Source organism: Streptomyces sp. NPDC091682 (genome assembly GCF_044756625.1).
Classification (GTDB): domain Bacteria; phylum Actinomycetota; class Actinomycetes; order Streptomycetales; family Streptomycetaceae; genus Streptomyces.
The window spans coordinates 1-15,037 of sequence record NZ_JBIVTH010000034.1 but is presented as its reverse complement, the minus strand read 5'-3'; the positions used below and the strand labels follow the sequence as shown (position 1 = coordinate 15,037).

13 protein-coding genes and 1 pseudogene are annotated in these 15,037 nt (G+C 66.0%); 5 read left to right on the top strand and 9 right to left on the bottom strand.

What is annotated here, in order from left to right; translation table 11 throughout:
* Nucleotides 1–15: 15 nt before the first annotated feature.
* Genes ACIQK6_RS40040 through ACIQK6_RS40025 form a run of 4 tightly spaced genes read right to left on the bottom strand, consistent with a single transcriptional unit; the run spans nt 16 to nt 1,743 of the window.
* Entirely contained in the window at nt 16–357 is a 342-nt protein-coding gene (locus ACIQK6_RS40040; protein ID WP_402697332.1) for an RRQRL motif-containing zinc-binding protein, read from the bottom strand.
* Nucleotides 357–1,211, bottom strand: coding sequence for a hypothetical protein (locus ACIQK6_RS40035; RefSeq protein WP_402697330.1), 855 nt, complete (start codon nt 1,209–1,211; stop codon nt 357–359). The genes ACIQK6_RS40040 and ACIQK6_RS40035 overlap by 1 nt, the downstream gene beginning before the upstream one ends.
* Nucleotides 1,208–1,477: a hypothetical protein gene (locus ACIQK6_RS40030; protein ID WP_402697328.1), complete on the bottom strand. Its 270-nt coding sequence runs from the start codon at nt 1,475–1,477 to the stop codon at nt 1,208–1,210. Before ACIQK6_RS40030 ends, ACIQK6_RS40035 begins: the two co-directional genes overlap by 4 nt.
* Entirely contained in the window at nt 1,474–1,743 is a 270-nt protein-coding gene (locus ACIQK6_RS40025) for a DUF6284 family protein (protein WP_402697327.1), read from the bottom strand. The genes ACIQK6_RS40030 and ACIQK6_RS40025 overlap by 4 nt, the downstream gene beginning before the upstream one ends.
* A gap of 467 nt (nt 1,744–2,210) precedes the next feature.
* Between ACIQK6_RS40025 and ACIQK6_RS40020 the strand changes: the two genes are divergently transcribed.
* Nucleotides 2,211–2,969, top strand: a complete 759-nt coding sequence (locus ACIQK6_RS40020) for a GntR family transcriptional regulator (protein WP_402697325.1) — start codon at nt 2,211–2,213, stop codon at nt 2,967–2,969.
* Complete coding sequence (locus tag ACIQK6_RS40015) at nt 2,966–3,535, top strand: AAA family ATPase (RefSeq protein ID WP_402697323.1); 570 nt, start codon at nt 2,966–2,968, stop codon at nt 3,533–3,535. Before ACIQK6_RS40020 ends, ACIQK6_RS40015 begins: the two co-directional genes overlap by 4 nt.
* A 478-nt stretch (nt 3,536–4,013) precedes the next feature.
* Here the strand turns inward: ACIQK6_RS40015 and ACIQK6_RS40010 are convergent, their stop codons facing one another.
* Nucleotides 4,014–5,162 carry a hypothetical protein gene (locus ACIQK6_RS40010; protein WP_402697322.1) on the bottom strand — a complete coding sequence of 383 codons (1,149 nt, stop codon included), beginning with the start codon at nt 5,160–5,162 and terminating at the stop codon, nt 4,014–4,016.
* Nucleotides 5,159–5,794: a DUF4365 domain-containing protein gene (locus tag ACIQK6_RS40005; protein ID WP_402697320.1), complete on the bottom strand. Its 636-nt coding sequence runs from the start codon at nt 5,792–5,794 to the stop codon at nt 5,159–5,161. The genes ACIQK6_RS40010 and ACIQK6_RS40005 overlap by 4 nt, the downstream gene beginning before the upstream one ends.
* 380 nt (nt 5,795–6,174) lie before the next feature.
* Here ACIQK6_RS40005 and ACIQK6_RS40000 point away from each other — a divergent pair, with 380 nt between their 5' ends.
* From ACIQK6_RS40000 to ACIQK6_RS39990, 3 genes are all read left to right on the top strand, one after another.
* Nucleotides 6,175–7,107, top strand: coding sequence for a restriction endonuclease (locus ACIQK6_RS40000; RefSeq protein ID WP_402697318.1), 933 nt, complete (start codon nt 6,175–6,177; stop codon nt 7,105–7,107).
* An 850-nt stretch (nt 7,108–7,957) separates the two neighbouring features.
* Entirely contained in the window at nt 7,958–8,530 is a 573-nt protein-coding gene (locus ACIQK6_RS39995) for a dihydrofolate reductase family protein (RefSeq protein ID WP_402697317.1), read from the top strand.
* Nucleotides 8,531–8,701: 171 nt separating this feature from the next.
* Nucleotides 8,702–9,244 carry a DapH/DapD/GlmU-related protein gene (locus ACIQK6_RS39990; protein WP_402697366.1) on the top strand — a complete coding sequence of 181 codons (543 nt, stop codon included), beginning with the start codon at nt 8,702–8,704 and terminating at the stop codon, nt 9,242–9,244.
* Between the two features lie 1,051 nt (nt 9,245–10,295).
* Here ACIQK6_RS39990 and ACIQK6_RS39985 read toward each other — a convergent pair.
* From ACIQK6_RS39985 to ACIQK6_RS39975, 3 genes and pseudogenes are all read right to left on the bottom strand, one after another.
* Nucleotides 10,296–12,713 carry a SpoIIE family protein phosphatase gene (locus tag ACIQK6_RS39985; RefSeq protein WP_402697315.1) on the bottom strand — a complete coding sequence of 806 codons (2,418 nt, stop codon included), beginning with the start codon at nt 12,711–12,713 and terminating at the stop codon, nt 10,296–10,298.
* Nucleotides 12,714–13,810: 1,097 nt separating this feature from the next.
* Nucleotides 13,811–14,137, bottom strand: coding sequence for a hypothetical protein (locus ACIQK6_RS39980; protein ID WP_266594570.1), 327 nt, complete (start codon nt 14,135–14,137; stop codon nt 13,811–13,813).
* Between the two features lie 629 nt (nt 14,138–14,766).
* Nucleotides 14,767–15,037 (bottom strand): annotated as a pseudogene (locus ACIQK6_RS39975) (hypothetical protein); the annotation flags it as partial.

The window sequence follows — 15,037 nt, the reverse complement described above, 5'->3', positions numbered from 1 at the left end:
AAGCTGGGTTGGCTTTCAGGCGACGCACTGTTCGGGGTAGGCGCACGGGGTGCACATGCCGAGCGAGGCCGGGATCACGTATCCGGCGTCACGGCGGCAGGTCGGGCACCAGCGGCGGGCCGCATTGGCCTTCTCCAGGGCCGCGGCCCTGCTAGCGGTCATCGGACGGACCGGGCGGGCCCGGTCGATCCGGTAGAGGTAGGCGACCAGCGGGCCCCGCCGGCGGCGGGGCCGCTCCAGCTGGGCGACGACATCCTGGCCACCCGGCCGGAGGCCGAGGGCGCGGAGTTGTCGGCGGGTGGCGAGGCCGTCGGGGGCGAGGTGCCACCGGTAGACGGGGAGGGTGGCGGTGGCCATCAGGACACCGTCACGGTGAGGACGTCGCGGGCTTGCCGGGACTCGTTGAGGCGCTGGTAGATCTTGTGGACGTAGGAGGTGGAACGGGTGGAAAGCCGGGCCGCCTCCGGCAGGGACGTGCCTTGCACCCAGCAGGCGCGGATCACGTTCGCGGCCTCTTCCGCCGACAGCCGGGCCGGTTCCAGCTCCTTGCGGTGGACGGGGGTGGACGCCAGGGGGAAGAGCGGGTGGAACACCTGCCGGTCACCACAGATGACCAGCGGAATCGGCCGAACCGGCGCGGCCACCGGTTCCTGCACCGTAGTCACCGGCCCGGGGTCGGTGGGAGGGGTGGACGGTGCGGGGGCGGGGGTGGTGTCCACCTCGTCCACCTCGGCGTCCACCTGGGCTTGCAGTTCGGTGATTTTGGTCAGGATCTGGTGCCGGTAGTGGCTGATGGCTTCGGCCAGAACGATCAGAAGGACCGGGGGGACGGAGTGGAGGACGAGACCGGCCGGGTCCACCTCCCGGGGAATCCCGAAGGAAGATCCTGCCGGCCAGAGCGAGGTCCAGCAGTTCATCACCCAGGTCCCGAGACCGGCGAACCACCGCAGCACCGTCGCCCACCCCGACGGGTAAAGGCCGTACTCCGACAGACGCCCGTCAAAGATCAGAACAGTGCCGAGCGCTACCGCCACCATCGGGTCCAGCAGCCACGCGATCCACACGGACACGTGATGGTCGATGGCGAACATCGTCACGTTCGACGCGGTGAACACCAGCGCCACGGACGCCACGGCCACCAGGACTCGCGTCAGCCGCGACAGCAGACCCGTCAGGGCGGCGATCTGCTCGATCGGAGGGCGGCCGTTCACCGGCCGCCCTCGTTCTTGTCGGGCTCGAACGGGGTGTAGGTGATGGGCTCCTCGGCGGTCCGGGTGCGGATCGCGCCCGCTGCCAGTCGCGGGTCCCGGGTGACGGTCCGGTTGATCTGCACGATGATCCGCACGGCGAGGGCCCGGCGCTCCAGCAGCCGGTAGTAGGCCTGCTCGTCGGCCTCCGCGATCGACGGCAGCGGCAAATTTAGCGCTTCCACGATCGCGTCCAGCAGGTCGACGTGGGCTTCGGTGTGGTCGCTCATGCCGCGTCTCCCGAGACCTGCGTACCGGCGACGCGGTTGGCCGCGTCCCGGCGGGCGGTCAACACCCGGTGGTGCGCCCGCCGGATCCGGCGTCCGTCGAACTCCGACGCCGTCCGGTCCAGCAGCACGATCAGCGCGTCCAACAACTCGACCTCGGCCAGAACCACGGGCATCTCGGCCTCGATCGCCTCCAGCTCCGCGTCCGACGGCTCCAAACCGTCGGCCCACGGCGTAACAACGTCCTGAAGTGCAGCGATGGACTTCATTGGGTCTAGCTCCTTCGGTAGAGGAACGGGCCCGAACAGCAGCCCCGGTGTTCCAGCACCGGGGCTGCACGTCGTTGTGGAACAGGAAGAACTCCGGCTCCCCTCAACCCCGCCCGTACACCGCCGAAGTGGCGGACGGGCGGAGGAGGCAACCAGCCGTAGCCGTGTGACTGCGGAAGTTGGTGATTCACGTGTCTCGCCTTCGGGAGCGCGCTCCCGTTGCAGGCGTGCGAGACGGTGACCTTTCGGTCTTGCCCTCCGGTTGACCAGGGACCCGGGACCCTCGGCCCGCTCTGTCCCGGGCCCCTTGACCTCAGCAAGCCCTGAAACAAGGCACGTCGAGGTCCCGCACTCCCCGGGCGGTGAGACCGCCTGGTGAGTACATCCCTAAGGTTCCCTAGGGTTCCCTGCGGTGTCAAGCAGTAAGCTAGGGAACCTCAGGGATGTCACGACGAGGAGCGAACGACATGGCAGGCCAGGCCGACAATCGGGCGCCTTACGCGAGGATCGCTGCCCACTACGCCGAGCTGATCGCATCCGGCCAGCTGCAGCCGGGGACCCTCATGCCGAGCATCAAGAACCTCTCGGAGGAGTGGCGGGTCAGCACGGCCACAGTCGAGAAGGCGCTGCGCAAGCTCCGCAACGACGGACTCATTCGGGGTATCCACGGCATCGGCACCGAAGTCTTGGACCCGCCTTCTCCCATGTCCTCCGGTTCTCAGCGACAGGACCGCGGACGCCGTACAGGATCCAGCTGGGGAGACGGAGAGCGCTCCGACTCGCACCAGGCCGCCGTGGTGCCGGCGCCCGCGGATGTGGCGCAGGCTCTGGACGTTCAGCCCGGCTCCGAAGTGGTCCGCCGTAGCCGCGTCTACCGGGACCGGCACGGCATCGTCGCGCACAGCACGTCGTGGATTCCCGCTCGCTACGCCCAGCTGATCCCGCAGCTGGCAATGAGCGAGCGGCTGACCGGGGGTACCTCGCTGCAGCTCATCTCGGAGGCGACCGGACACCCGATCAGCCACCGCATCGACACCGCCTCCGCCTCCCGCCTGACCCCTGAGTACGCGGAACTCCTGGAGCTGGATCTCGACGACACACCTGCGGACCCGGTTGTCGTCATGACCGCGAAGTTCGTCGACAACGAAGGCAACATCGTGGAGTACGGCGTAGACCTCGGTGGCCCCGGCCGGACATGGCGAACGGAATCCGAGGTCGTTGCATGAGCGGCACTGACGAAACGCAGGCGCGCCTCACGCCGCCCCACCCGCCGATCTGCGTCCTCATGGTGGGACTTCCCGGTTCCGGCAAGACCACCCTGTCCCGCGCCCTCACCGACCGCGGCTTCGTGCGCCTGTGCCCGGATGAGGAGATGTTCCGCCGGCACGGCGTCTACGGGGTGGACTTCCCCCGAGGTCTCTTTCCGACCCTGGAGCGCCCTGTGCTCGAAGACGTGGCAGTCGAGCTGACGGAGCACCTGAAAGGCGGGCACGACGTGGTGGTCGACCACGGCTTCTGGACGCCGCAGGAGCGAGCCAAATGGCGGTCGATCGCCACCGACGCGGGAGCAACCCCGCTCCTCGTCTATCTGGCAGTGAGCCATGACGAGTTGTGGGACCGGATCAGCAGGCGCAACGAGTTTCACGCGAACGACCCGAACGCGATCTACTTCTCGGAGAGCGACCTCCAGCGCTACCGCACCCGATTCTTCCCGCCCCAGGCTGATGAACCACACCTGCGGTACGACGGCGATCCCGCGACCGTGATCGGCGCTCTGCAGAGCTTCCACTGACGCTGCCGATGTGCCGTGACGCACAGCCCGACCATCTCCCGGAGGGTGACGCGGTAAGGCTTTCCCTACCCCATCAAGGCACCCGCCGCGCACAGCGCGGCGAGCGCGCCTGTCGCCCGGGCCTGCGCTCCTGTCTCCGCCCCGCTCCACCCCGGCCGTCGGCCGCGCGCCAGACGGCACGGGTTCGATGGAGGGACTACCGCGGTACGGCTGACGCACCCGAGCCCATGACGGCGCCCCAAGCCCACCAAGCACCAGCGCTGAGCGGAACCACGACTCCGCCCGTCACCACCAGTCCCAGCCCTCTAACGCAGGCCCCAGCGAAACGCCCCGCGCCATCGATAGCCGAGCGCCGGGAACCCAAGGTCCGACACCGCCAGCCGCTCAAAGGTGTGGGTCGACGGCAGACGGGATGACAGCAGGGCCGCTCTCAGCCGCGGGCACTCCGTCGCGTCAGCACGCTGAAAGCGCACAGCTCTCAACCTAGGTCGTCAAAACTCACAATCGACCGGTCAGGCCCAAAGGTGCTGACCTTCATGCGAGCCGGACGTCCTGGCGACGCATCCAGGACTCCCGTGACGACGACACGCCGACGGTCTCCATGATATTGAGCAGCGCGCCTATAAGTTCCGAGATCCAAGTCGAACGAGACAGATCGCTTTCGCCCCTCGATCACAGTATCTAGGGAAACTCGACCGCTCTCCTCATTCTCCTTAAGCGCCATCCTTCTGATCACGCCATATAGAACAACTTCCGAAGGCTCATCAGATTCCTTCAGTTCACTTTGGACTTCTTCGAGAATCTCCGCATTCATGCTGGAGAACTCAATGTGGCGCGTCAAATCATCAGGGACCGGTGAGGCTGGGGCCCAGTTAAAGGCGATGTCGAAGAGTTCAACCTTCCCCTTTCCAATGACTTCAAGGACTGCCGCACAAAGTTCACTAGACACGCCCTCGCCGACCGAATCGCGAATGTCCGACCTCGTAGGCATTCGATCGCGCCGCATGGTCATTTCGGCTAGGGCTTCAAGCGAGCGTGACAGCGTTGCTAGGACTCGCCTATCGAAATAGGTGTCCTCAGACGCCACGTCCAGATGCGGCAAACCTTCGTCGTCGCGCATCGTTGCGCCGAATCGAGCATTACTGATGACAGGCAGGACATAGGAGCCCGGCCGAGTCTGCCCCAGGCGAAGCCGGCGCGCATGGGCGTGGGCTGCTCGGGGGATACCCCTGCCGTAGTAGCCCTGCCGATGGATCGTGGCGGCCGCAGCAGAAACCATCAGATGGTTAGCTGCATTGAAAAGCCCAAGTCCCGCTTGAAGAGAGATTGTCCCCTCGTCGATATCGTCGTCCTGAGCCCGAAGGTCCGTGACATCTAGGAACTGTCGCGAGATATCCCGCGCCACATCTTCAGGAGACCTGCGCTCAAGCCTAGCCACTTCGGTAGTCAAGATTTCGACAGTTTTCCGGAAGTCCGGCGCCTCTACGATTCGAGGCACGAGGACGGCCGATCCGATGTCGTTAATCGACTGCCAGAGTTCTGCCAGAGGACCCGTGCGTGCTCGCACCCAACCCGAACGGCTGAGGTAGCTGGCGAGCTCGTCGGGTCCAACTTCGGAGGTAATCACGCGATAGCCTCCCCCGGTGCTGCGTCAAATCCAAAAAGTCTTTGATGTGCGAACTCGAACATCACATCAAGGCCGGCAGAATCCAGTTTCTGCGCCCTGGGAAGATGAATCCTCTTACTTACACCACCGCTAGCCTCTTCGGCGTCCTGAATCTGGGCATAAAAGCCCGAGCAGCGCACCAAAATGGAGTCTGGTTCGTGCGCGAGCCAGGTGGCGACGTCCCGGGGGACCACTACCACGCCCAAATACCCCGGGGCGGTTCGGAAGGCGCCACGCAGCTTGTCGTATGTAGGTACATCGAGGTTGTAAGTGAGCGTCGTTCCATCGGCCAAGAAATGCGGGTCGAAAGTGCATTTCATCTGCAATTCGACGAGACGATGATCCCGCTTCAGCGTGGCGTCCACGCCATCCTTGTCTACGTTCCACGAAGCGACGGTAGCTTCAGCCGCAGTGGCTACGGCCAGAACATAGGCAAGGCTGATCTGCTCCTGTTGCCAGGTGGCAGGGTCCCCCACGCGGTCTCCTCGACGCTGGCCGGCCACAACGATCAACAGAATACCGCGCGTTGCCGCGTCTGAACCCGGATGCAACCAACGTTCGCACCCACACGCCAGGGGTGCTGCCGTACTCATGGGCCTGCACCTCCACCTGCCGTCGCTCGGTTCCAGCCAGATTGACATGCCCCTCAGACAACGCAAGTGCAGCGCGATGACGATTTGACGCAACTCCTGGTCGCTGGCATGGCTCAGGCCTGGATATCTCACTAATTTTCGCCCTCTTTGTAGGCATACCACCCCAGCATGGCGAGCGTAAAATCGAACACCTGAGCGTACGCCCTAGGCCCGGAGCGAGCCACTGGGGGGTTGGGGAAGGAGGGTGCACGCTGGGTCGACCTCGCACGCTTCCTTAGGTCCAGATCGGATAAACAATTTCGACATCCGATTCTGATGTGCCATCCTCAGCGTCAATATCCCCCTACTTGAGGGGGCCTTGTCGAAGGAGGCTCGTGAACGTGACGGCTACGCCTGAGGCGCAGTGGACACTCCAGCCCGGCGAGACGATCAAGCGCCTGGAGTTGCACGCCCTCTTTGGCGGACGGACGCAGGGCGGGATCGGCCCTTCCGCGAAGACCCCCAACGTGTTCGTCTTCACCGACCCGGTGGCGGGCGAGAAGCACGGCTACTACGACGACTGGATGCCGGACGGTCGCTTCCACTACAGCGGAGAAGGCCAGTACGGGGACCAGCGGATGCTGTCCGGCAACGCGAGCATCCTCAACCATCAGGCTGAGGGACGTGCGCTGCGCGTCTTTCAAGGCGCCCGCGGGACCGTCACCTACCGTGGCGAGTTCGTGGTCGACCAGGACGCCCCCTGGTACGAGGCAGACGCACCCGAGACCAACGACGGCCCGCTTCGCAAGGTCATCATCTTCCGTCTCAAGCCAGTCGACACCGAGCCGAAGAAGCCCGCCACCAAGCTGGGGCGCCTCCTCAGCGACGACCCAAGCAAGGTGGACGAGCTCCCGCTGGAGCGGAACGAAACCGAGAAGTCGTTCGTCAATCCCAACGGTGAGACCTACGAGGCGGAGCGTCGGGAAGCCAAGCTGGTGAAGGCCTTCGCCGACTACCTCACGGGCAAGGGTCACGAGTCCTGCCGGCACAGGCTGTTGCCCCCGGGTGAGAGCCGCCCGCTGTTCACCGATCTGTACTCCAAGCAGCTCGGGCTTCTCGTGGAGGCCAAGGGCAGCGTCACCCGCGAGAACGTCCGCATGGCCATCGGGCAGCTCGCGGACTACAGCAGGTTCGTGGACCACTCCGTCCGCGCCATCCTCCTGCCCTCCCAGCCGCGCAAGGACCTGCTCGACCTCGCCCAGAGCCAGGAATGTGTCGTGATCTGGCCCGAGGGCAAGAGCTACGGCAGCACCGAACCGGACCTCATTCCGTAATCTGCAGGCCCGGGCAGGGATGTCAGGGCCAGGGGCCGGCTGGGCGTTGGAGGGTGCCAACAGCCGGGGCTCTGGTGTCACCTTTGGGAAATCGGCCCAAGGGAGCCCCTTCAACTGTGCCCGTCTACGGCAGCGTGGGCAGGTCCCTTGTCCACTTCTTCGTCCAGTGGGCAGGTACACACCGCTGTTCGCCGCTGTGCTGGTGCTGCTTCCACCCCAGGACGCGCGCAAGCCCCGGGAGGGGCGTGCGGACAGTTAGAAAGCGTGTGGGCCGCGGCACATCATGAGCTCAAGAGCCGCACCACCTGCGCACCACCTAGGGGGGTCAACCACGGTCAATCACGGATACGTCCACACCCTGGGTTCGTCGCCCGACGAGTTATCACAGCAGGTCAGAGGGCCAAGCAGGGACCGAGGAGCAAGATTCCCAAGCTTATAGCGCGGGTTCGATTCCCGTCATCCGCTCCATAACAAAGCCCCAGGTCAGCGACCTGGGGCTTGTTTGTTGTCCAGACCTCTCAGCGCTCGCTGCGCCCTCTGTGCGCCTCAACTCCCGCGAACACCCTGGCCGGAGACCTTTCGCCGGCACCTCCCAGCTCGTCCACCTCGTCGGCTGGATGGCCCAGGACGAAGGCGACACCCCGAACTCCGCGGACTCACCCAGCGCTACTACGCGCACTCCTTCCGCCTGCGATGGCCGAGGTCTTCGAAAAAGGTGGGCGGCGACCGATGAGTTCCTCCATGATCCACAGTCATAGATCATGTTGGTCCACCCCAGCCGCGAGTGCGGTCGGAGCGTGCACCGGACGAACCTGCTGAGAACCAGACACGAGACACCGAGGAACCCCAGATGCGCACCCTGATCAGCTCCGCCTTCATATCGCTCGACGGCGTCGTGGACTCCCCCGGCGGCGAGCCCGGGTACCGGAACACGGGGTGGACCTTCAAGGACGTCGAGTTCCTCCCCGAGGCCTTCGAGATCAAGATCCGGGAGCAGAAGGAGGCCGGCGCGATCCTGCTGGGCCGGACCAGCTACGAGGCGTTCAGCCAGGTGTGGCCCGACATGGCGGACTTCGCCGACTACAAGGTGATGCCGAAGTACGTCGTCTCCACCACCCTCGGCGAGGACGACCTGGTGTCGAACTGGGGTGAGACGACGATCCTGCGCTCGCTCGACGAGGTCGCCGCGCTGAAGGAGACCGAGGGCGGGCCGATCATCGTCCACGGCAGTGCCTCCCTGAACCGGGCGCTCTCGGACGCCGGTCTGATCGACCGCTACCACCTGGTTGTCTTCCCCCTGCTGCTCGGGGCGGGCAAGCGGCTCTTCAGCGCCACCGACAAGGACACCCAGAAGCTGAAGCTCGTCGAGCACGAGGCCTACGCCAACGGTCTACAGAAGCAGGTATTCGACGTCATCCGCTGACAAGGCTCCATCTCGCCTGGATGTGCGACGTCCAGCCGGTCGAGATGGAGGCAGCCGGGAGTCGGGTGACCCGTCGCGGCAACTTGGCGGCCGCGCGCGGGTACCACTCCTTGGCCTTGATCACCCGGCCCGTCTTGTTCAGCCACTGGTACACAGATGAAGGAGCGCGGCATGTCCAGCGACCGTCTCATGCGCATCCACAGCGCCGAGTTCCAGGCCATGTCCAAGAGGGTCCTGCGGGTCACCGAGCTCACCTCCCGCCTGAACGTCCTGCCCTTCGAGGACGAAGCAGGCAAGGCGGATTTGTTCGAACAGATCCTCGGGAAGCCGCTGCCGCCGAGAGTCACGATCTATCCGCCCTTCTACACGGACCACGGCCTGAACCTCGACCTCGCCGAACGCGTCTTCATCAACCAGAACTGCACTTTCCTGGACTACGCCGGCATCCGGATCGCCGAGCGCGTGATGATCGGACCGAAGGTCACGTTCATCACCAGCGGCCACCCCGTTGATCCTGAGGAGCGGAGGCTGTACCTCACCGGAGCGCCCATCGACGTGGCGGAGAACGTGTGGATCGGTGCCGGTGCCACGATCCTGCCCGGCGTCAGCATCGGCCGTGACGCTGTGATCGCCGCCGGCGCAGTCGTGGCCGATGACGTTCCGCCGGCAAGCTTGGTGACCGGTAGCAAGGCAACCGTGCACCGAAAGTGGTGACGGTCCGGCGCGGCATGGATCAATCGACAGAGTGGAGCCTGCTGACCAGGAGTTTCCGGACCTCGGCGGACCGACCCGGATGGCCCAGCAGGATCTTGGCGGGACTTGCAATCCGTTGACTGTCGGTTCGAGCCAGCCCACTTGCGAACGCAAGGCCGGGGGAGGTCGGCTATTGACGCCAACTCCCATTGTCAGCATCGGCATGACTCAAACGTCGCCGTGAGTCCTGGCGCCAGGGGCGTGCCCCAGCCGTGCCCTTCCGAGCGGTGAACAGCGGTCAGAACGGGTACGCAGACGCCGCCCTAACAGGGCTGCAGAGAAGAGGAAACCGCAGGTCAAGAGCTGTACAGCGCATCTGCGCGCCATAGATTCCCAAGCTTATAGCGCGGGTTCGATTCCCGTCATCCGCTCTTGAACAAGCCCCAGGTCACGAGACCTGGGGCTTGTTTGTTGTCTAGACCCCTCAGGGGTCGCCGTGCGCTCCACGTGCCCCGTCTCGCATGAATGCCCTGCCTGGAGGGCCCGCGGCTCGTTGCCCGCACCGCCTCGACGCGGATGCGTCTCACATCGCGAGACGCATTTCTTGTGACCTGCGTCAGGCCTGATCGGTGGGCTGTGAATCCGCGCCTACCAAGCGGGGATTGGACTGCCGTCTCCCGCCCCCCACTTGACGGCACACTGGCGGCAGCGGCCTCAGCGCCGCTGGAGGCGGAAGTCCGGACAGGTGTCGGGTCGTCGGCGTAGATGAAGGTCCGCTTGGCGTCAATGCCGATGGACAGCAGGTCGATGGTGTCGGGGGTGGGCAGGTCCGGCTTGGGCGGGTCGAAGCTCAGGCGGAGCAGGGCGTGCCGGTTGCCGGCAGAGGGCTGGTCGAGTTCCCAGGTGCCGGTGGTGCTGAAGGAGGTCCCCAGCTCGTTACGGAAGGAGTCGCCCGTGGGCCAGCTCCGGCCAGTGGCAGGCGGGCCCCCTTGGCCTCGAGTGAGCCCTCGCAGTCGCCCTCACGGTCCGCGCTGCTCGCGGGGGCGGTTGTGCCGCAGGCGGCCGGGCACCGTCAGGATCGATCGTCCTGAACGCCGATCTCCGCCCAGATCGACTTCCCACCGGCCCGGTGGCGTGTTCCCCAGCGCTCAGCGAACTGAGCGACGAGCAGTAGCCCGCGCCCGCCTTCGTCGAATATGCGCGCTCGCCTCATGTGCGGGGCGGTGCTGCTGCCGTCAGAGACCTCGCAGATGAGCACGGTGTCGCGGATCAGGCGCAGCTGAATGGGAGGGGTGCCGTACCGGATCGCGTTGGTGACCAGTTCACTCACCACCAGCTCGGCGGTAAACACCACCTCATGCAGTCCCCAGTCCGCGAGGCGGCGGGAGACCTTGTCACGGGCGTCGGCCACGGCGGCCGGGTCGGAAGGCAGATCCCAGGTGGCCACCTGACCCGCGTCGAGGACCCGGGTGCGGGCGACGAGCAGTGCGACATCATCCGCCTGCTGTGCGGGGAGCAGATCCTGGACCAGGTCGTCACAGGTTGCCTCCAGCGAGTGAGCAGGGCGCTCCAGCCGCCGACGCAGTAGCGCCATGCCCTTGCCGAGGTCGTGTTCGGGGACCTCGACGAGACCGTCCGTGTACAGCACGAGGACGCTGCCTCGGGGCACTTCCCATTCGACCGCTTCGAAAGGCAGCCCGCCGACTCCCAGCGGCGGCCCGACAGGAAGATCTATGAACTCCGCCTTGCCGTCGGGCGTGACCACGGCGGGCGGGGGGTGGCCCGCGCCTGCGGCGGCGCAGCGTCGCGAGACCGGGTCGTAGACCAGATACAGACATGTGGCGATGAGATCGGTGACGATCTCAGCCTCGGGATCCTCCGCGTCCTCCTCCGCCCTGAGGTGGGTGACAAGGTCGTCGAGATGGACGAGGAGCTCCTCGGGGGGCAGGTCGACGTCCGCCAGCGTGCGTACCGCGGTCCGAAGCCGCCCCATGGTGGCGGAGGCACGCAGACCATGGCCCACCACATCTCCGACGACCAGGGCGACCCGTGCGCCCGACAGCGGGATCACATCGAACCAGTCGCCGCCCAGCCCTGCCCGGGACCGGGCCGGGAGGTAGCGGTAGGCCACCTCCACTGCCTCTTGGGCGGGGAGTCGCTGTGGCAGCAGGCTTCGTTGCAGGGCCAGAGCTGTGGCTCGCTCGCGGGTGAAGCGTCGGGCGTTGTCCACGGCCACGGCAGCGCGTGCGGCGATTTCCTCGGCAAGGAGCAGATCGTCTTCGTCGAAGGAGTCCCGGCAGCGGTGGCGGACGAGTACGGCCACGCCAAGCGTGATGCCGCGGGCCCGCAGCGGGATGACCATGATCGAATGCATCCCGAAGTCGCGGACCTTCCCTGCGCGCTCGGGGTCGGCGACCTGCCAGCTCTCGATGGCTTCGTCCAGGGTGCGGTGCAGCGACGACCGGCCCGTATTCAGGCAGCGGGCGGGGGGCGAGGATTCCGGGTAGTAGTCCACCTCGCCCGGTTGGATCACCGACTCGGGGGTGCCGGGGAGGATGGACCCCTGCGCGGCGCGGCGCAGCGCTACGGAGCCGGTGGCGGACGGCCTGGGCTCGACACCGCGGAACAGCCCGTCCAGCAGGTCGACGCTGATGAAGTCGGCGAGCCGCCCCACCGCCACGTCTGCCATCTCCTGGGCCGTGCGCATCACGTCGAGGGTGCTACCCACCTGTGCGCTGACGTCGTTCAGCAGGGCGAGCCGTTCCCGGGCCCGGTGCTGTTCGGTGACGTCGAGCGCGACGAGCTGCACGTGTCGCACCTGTCCTGCCGGGTTCCTCAGGGGGGAGACGGAGACGGCCCAGTACTTGTCGCGGGCTCCGCGCCGCGGTCGGCCATGCACCTGGAACCGCTCCGGCTCTCCCGTCTCGAACACCCGGCGCATGCCCTCTTCGACCGTGGTGCAGATGTGGGGAGGCAGGATGTCGGTGACCCGCCGACCACGCATCTGCTCCTCCGTGAGGCCCAGTTCGCGGGCCGCACCGGCGCTCCCCCGCAAGGCCCGCAACTCGGCGTCGTAGAGCATCACAGGGAGGTGGCACTGCGCGAAGGCCTCCTCTGTCGTCGCCTCGTCCTTGTCTGGACGTGGCTGCTGCTGCGGCGTGACCATGAAGAGCCACTGTGTGTTGCCCTCACGGTCGAGCGACGTGTACGCCTGCAACTCGGCATTCAGGTAGTCGCCGTCTTGATGCCGCAGCGGGATCGGCCCGCGCCCCTCGAGAATCGCGGAGAAAAGCACTTCGGCGTCGGTGTTCCCGCCGAGCAGACGTGCCGCGGGACGCCCGACGACGTCCCTGTATGAGTACCCGAGCAACCGCTGTGCGCCGGAACTCCACCCCGTCACGATTCCCCGCGCGTCGACGACTGCCGTAGCCGAGGTGGCCTGATCCGGGAACTGATCGAGGTCGTTTCGGAAGGGGCCTGCATTTTCCATGTCCATTCATCGCCCATCCTGCCCTGGGGCTCTCGGGGGCTGAGGAGACTCAGCAGAGACCGCAGGCCGGCGAAAACCTCGTATCCGTCACGTCGGCTCCCTTCTTACTTGTAACTCTCCTCGCGCGCACGCGCAGGTCGGCGGGCGCGGAAGGGACGCCGCACCAAAACCGCTGCGTACCTGTCCGACAAGAGCACGTGGCCCCGGAGAGGCACTCATCGAAACGTAAAGCCCCAGCTCAACGCCCCGCCACCTCCCTCGCTGCACGGTCGGCAGTACGTCGGGCGTCAGCTGTACGAGTCTGCCGGCGGGCAGACTGCCCCGGAACGCATTCAGCACACATGAGGAGGGAATCCGTTCGCGGGCCCACCGATGGTCCTCAGCCTTTCGCCTTCCCTCCGTACCCTCGCAGGAACGCCCTACAGCCTGACCAGGACCCGAAGGCTCGGGCTCGAGCTGCTGCCCAGCCCCTGACCTGGGGCCGAGGCTGTCGGCCGTCAACAGATGCACCACCAGCCTCGGCAGTGTCCTCGCCTGCCGGACGCTGTCAGGTTCGTGACTGTGACGATCAGGCGGTCCTGGGCGACCAGGCCGTGGAGCTTGGCCCCAGCGTGCCACTACGTGCCAGTCAGGGCGGTCAACAGCGGTCAACACTGGTGCGACCGAACCCCGCACCGGCGCGACCAAGGGCATGTTTCCGCAGCTCAGAGACCACATGCGGCTCAAGCGCCGAGTGATTCCCAAGCTTATAGCGCGGGTTCGATTCCCGTCATCCGCTCTTGAACGAAGGCCCAGGTCACCGACCTGGGCCTTCGTCGTTGTCTAGACCTCTCCACCCTCGCCGTGCCCTCCACGTGCCCCAACTGGCGGAAATCCCCTGCTCGGAGGGGCAGCCGCGCACCACTTGCACCACACGGGCCCCGCCGATCTCGGATCGCGAGACGCGTTCTCGATGACCTGCGTCACATGACTGCACCCGCCGCGTGAATTCGCTTCCCCAAAGAGGCGGTTGGCCGAAAGGGCCAGGCGGCAGACCCGCGACGGGACTACCTAGTACCGCGTCAGGCAACGTTCGCCCCCTTGACGAGGGTGGACTGCTACCGCACGCAGGAGCCGTCCGGCGTCATGTCCGGGGAACCCATCCCGAAGGAGTACAGGAGGGTCAGCACACAGGCCGCCACGAACAGGGCCACCCATTTGATCTCGGGTTCTGTCTGATCCGGTAGCACCGCCACCAAGATGGTCTGGAAAAGCCCGAGCAGTAGGGTCATGCCGATCCAGGCGAACGGCATGATCATCACAAATCCCGTACGGGTCGGCGCGTCCATGCCGTGCGCACAGTCCGCCCACCTTTGCGATGCCAGAGCGGTTCCCATCACAGTGCCCGCCACGGCGAGCAGCGGCCCCGTCACGAACCACCCCAAGCCGGGCTCCTTGCCCTCCCTCGATGCAGTCATCTGTGCCTGGCCTCTCCCTTTCGATCTCACGTACCGGAGCACACACGCCCCCGAACCCCTGCCCGGTTCCCGCGCCGAGAGCGCCATCCCGCTGCCCTTGGCCGCATTTCAGGCCGTCTCAACGAACATGTCGAACTGCATCGCTGAGCACACCGGAGCTAGTGCCGCATCAGACAACCTCCGCCCCGTGCGTCGTACCGATGAGGCGGGGTGGAAGATAGCCCCGTGAGCTTCGATCTTGCGGTTCTGGCGATGGACGAATCAGCCGACGCTGCGGCGGCGCGTGCGATGTTCGATCGGCACCTCCGACCACCACGACGAGGGTGAGTTGGATGAGCGAGTGGTCGGGTTCTATGAGCAGCTGCGCTCGCTGTTCCCAGACCGCCCCCCCTTCGCCGCAGAGTCGCCGTGGATGTCGACGCCGCTGACGATCGGTATCGACCCCGTGATCATGAATCTGAGCTTCTCGTCGCGGAGCGACGCGGCAATCAAGGCGATCGAGGAGCTTGTCAGCGGAGTTCCGCCTGGTCATCTGGGATCCGCAGTCCCAGGACGCCCATCTGCTGGGGCCTGATTGACGAGGCGCTCTGCTCGATTCAGGCGATGTTCGCCCTGCTGACGACGCTGCGGAGGCGCTCATCCTGGGCGTGCTTGTTCCGCCAGATGATGTAGCGGCGGATCATGCTGCCCTGCTCCCTGTGGCTGGCGTGGTCGGTGCCGTCGAGGGCGAAGTAGCGCAGGGCGGTGAACTGGGCCTCGATCCGGTTAAGCCCAATGCCGTTGACTTTGGGGTGATTTGGCGGTTCAACGGATACCAGGGGGTGGTGTCCGATGAGCGCTCGGTTGGTGGACCGGATCGGGCTGGGG

Coding starts and splice junctions, on each gene's coding strand:
- ACIQK6_RS40040 (WP_402697332.1), bottom strand. CDS start 357: ATGGCCACCGCCACCCTCCCCGTCTACCGGTGGCACCTCGCCCCCGAC.
- ACIQK6_RS40015 (WP_402697323.1), top strand. CDS start 2,966: ATGAGCGGCACTGACGAAACGCAGGCGCGCCTCACGCCGCCCCACCCG.
- ACIQK6_RS40020 (WP_402697325.1), top strand. CDS start 2,211: ATGGCAGGCCAGGCCGACAATCGGGCGCCTTACGCGAGGATCGCTGCC.
- ACIQK6_RS40005 (WP_402697320.1), bottom strand. CDS start 5,794: ATGAGTACGGCAGCACCCCTGGCGTGTGGGTGCGAACGTTGGTTGCAT.
- ACIQK6_RS40025 (WP_402697327.1), bottom strand. CDS start 1,743: ATGAAGTCCATCGCTGCACTTCAGGACGTTGTTACGCCGTGGGCCGAC.
- ACIQK6_RS39995 (WP_402697317.1), top strand. CDS start 7,958: ATGCGCACCCTGATCAGCTCCGCCTTCATATCGCTCGACGGCGTCGTG.
- ACIQK6_RS40030 (WP_402697328.1), bottom strand. CDS start 1,477: ATGAGCGACCACACCGAAGCCCACGTCGACCTGCTGGACGCGATCGTG.
- ACIQK6_RS39985 (WP_402697315.1), bottom strand. CDS start 12,713: ATGGAAAATGCAGGCCCCTTCCGAAACGACCTCGATCAGTTCCCGGAT.
- ACIQK6_RS39990 (WP_402697366.1), top strand. CDS start 8,702: ATGTCCAGCGACCGTCTCATGCGCATCCACAGCGCCGAGTTCCAGGCC.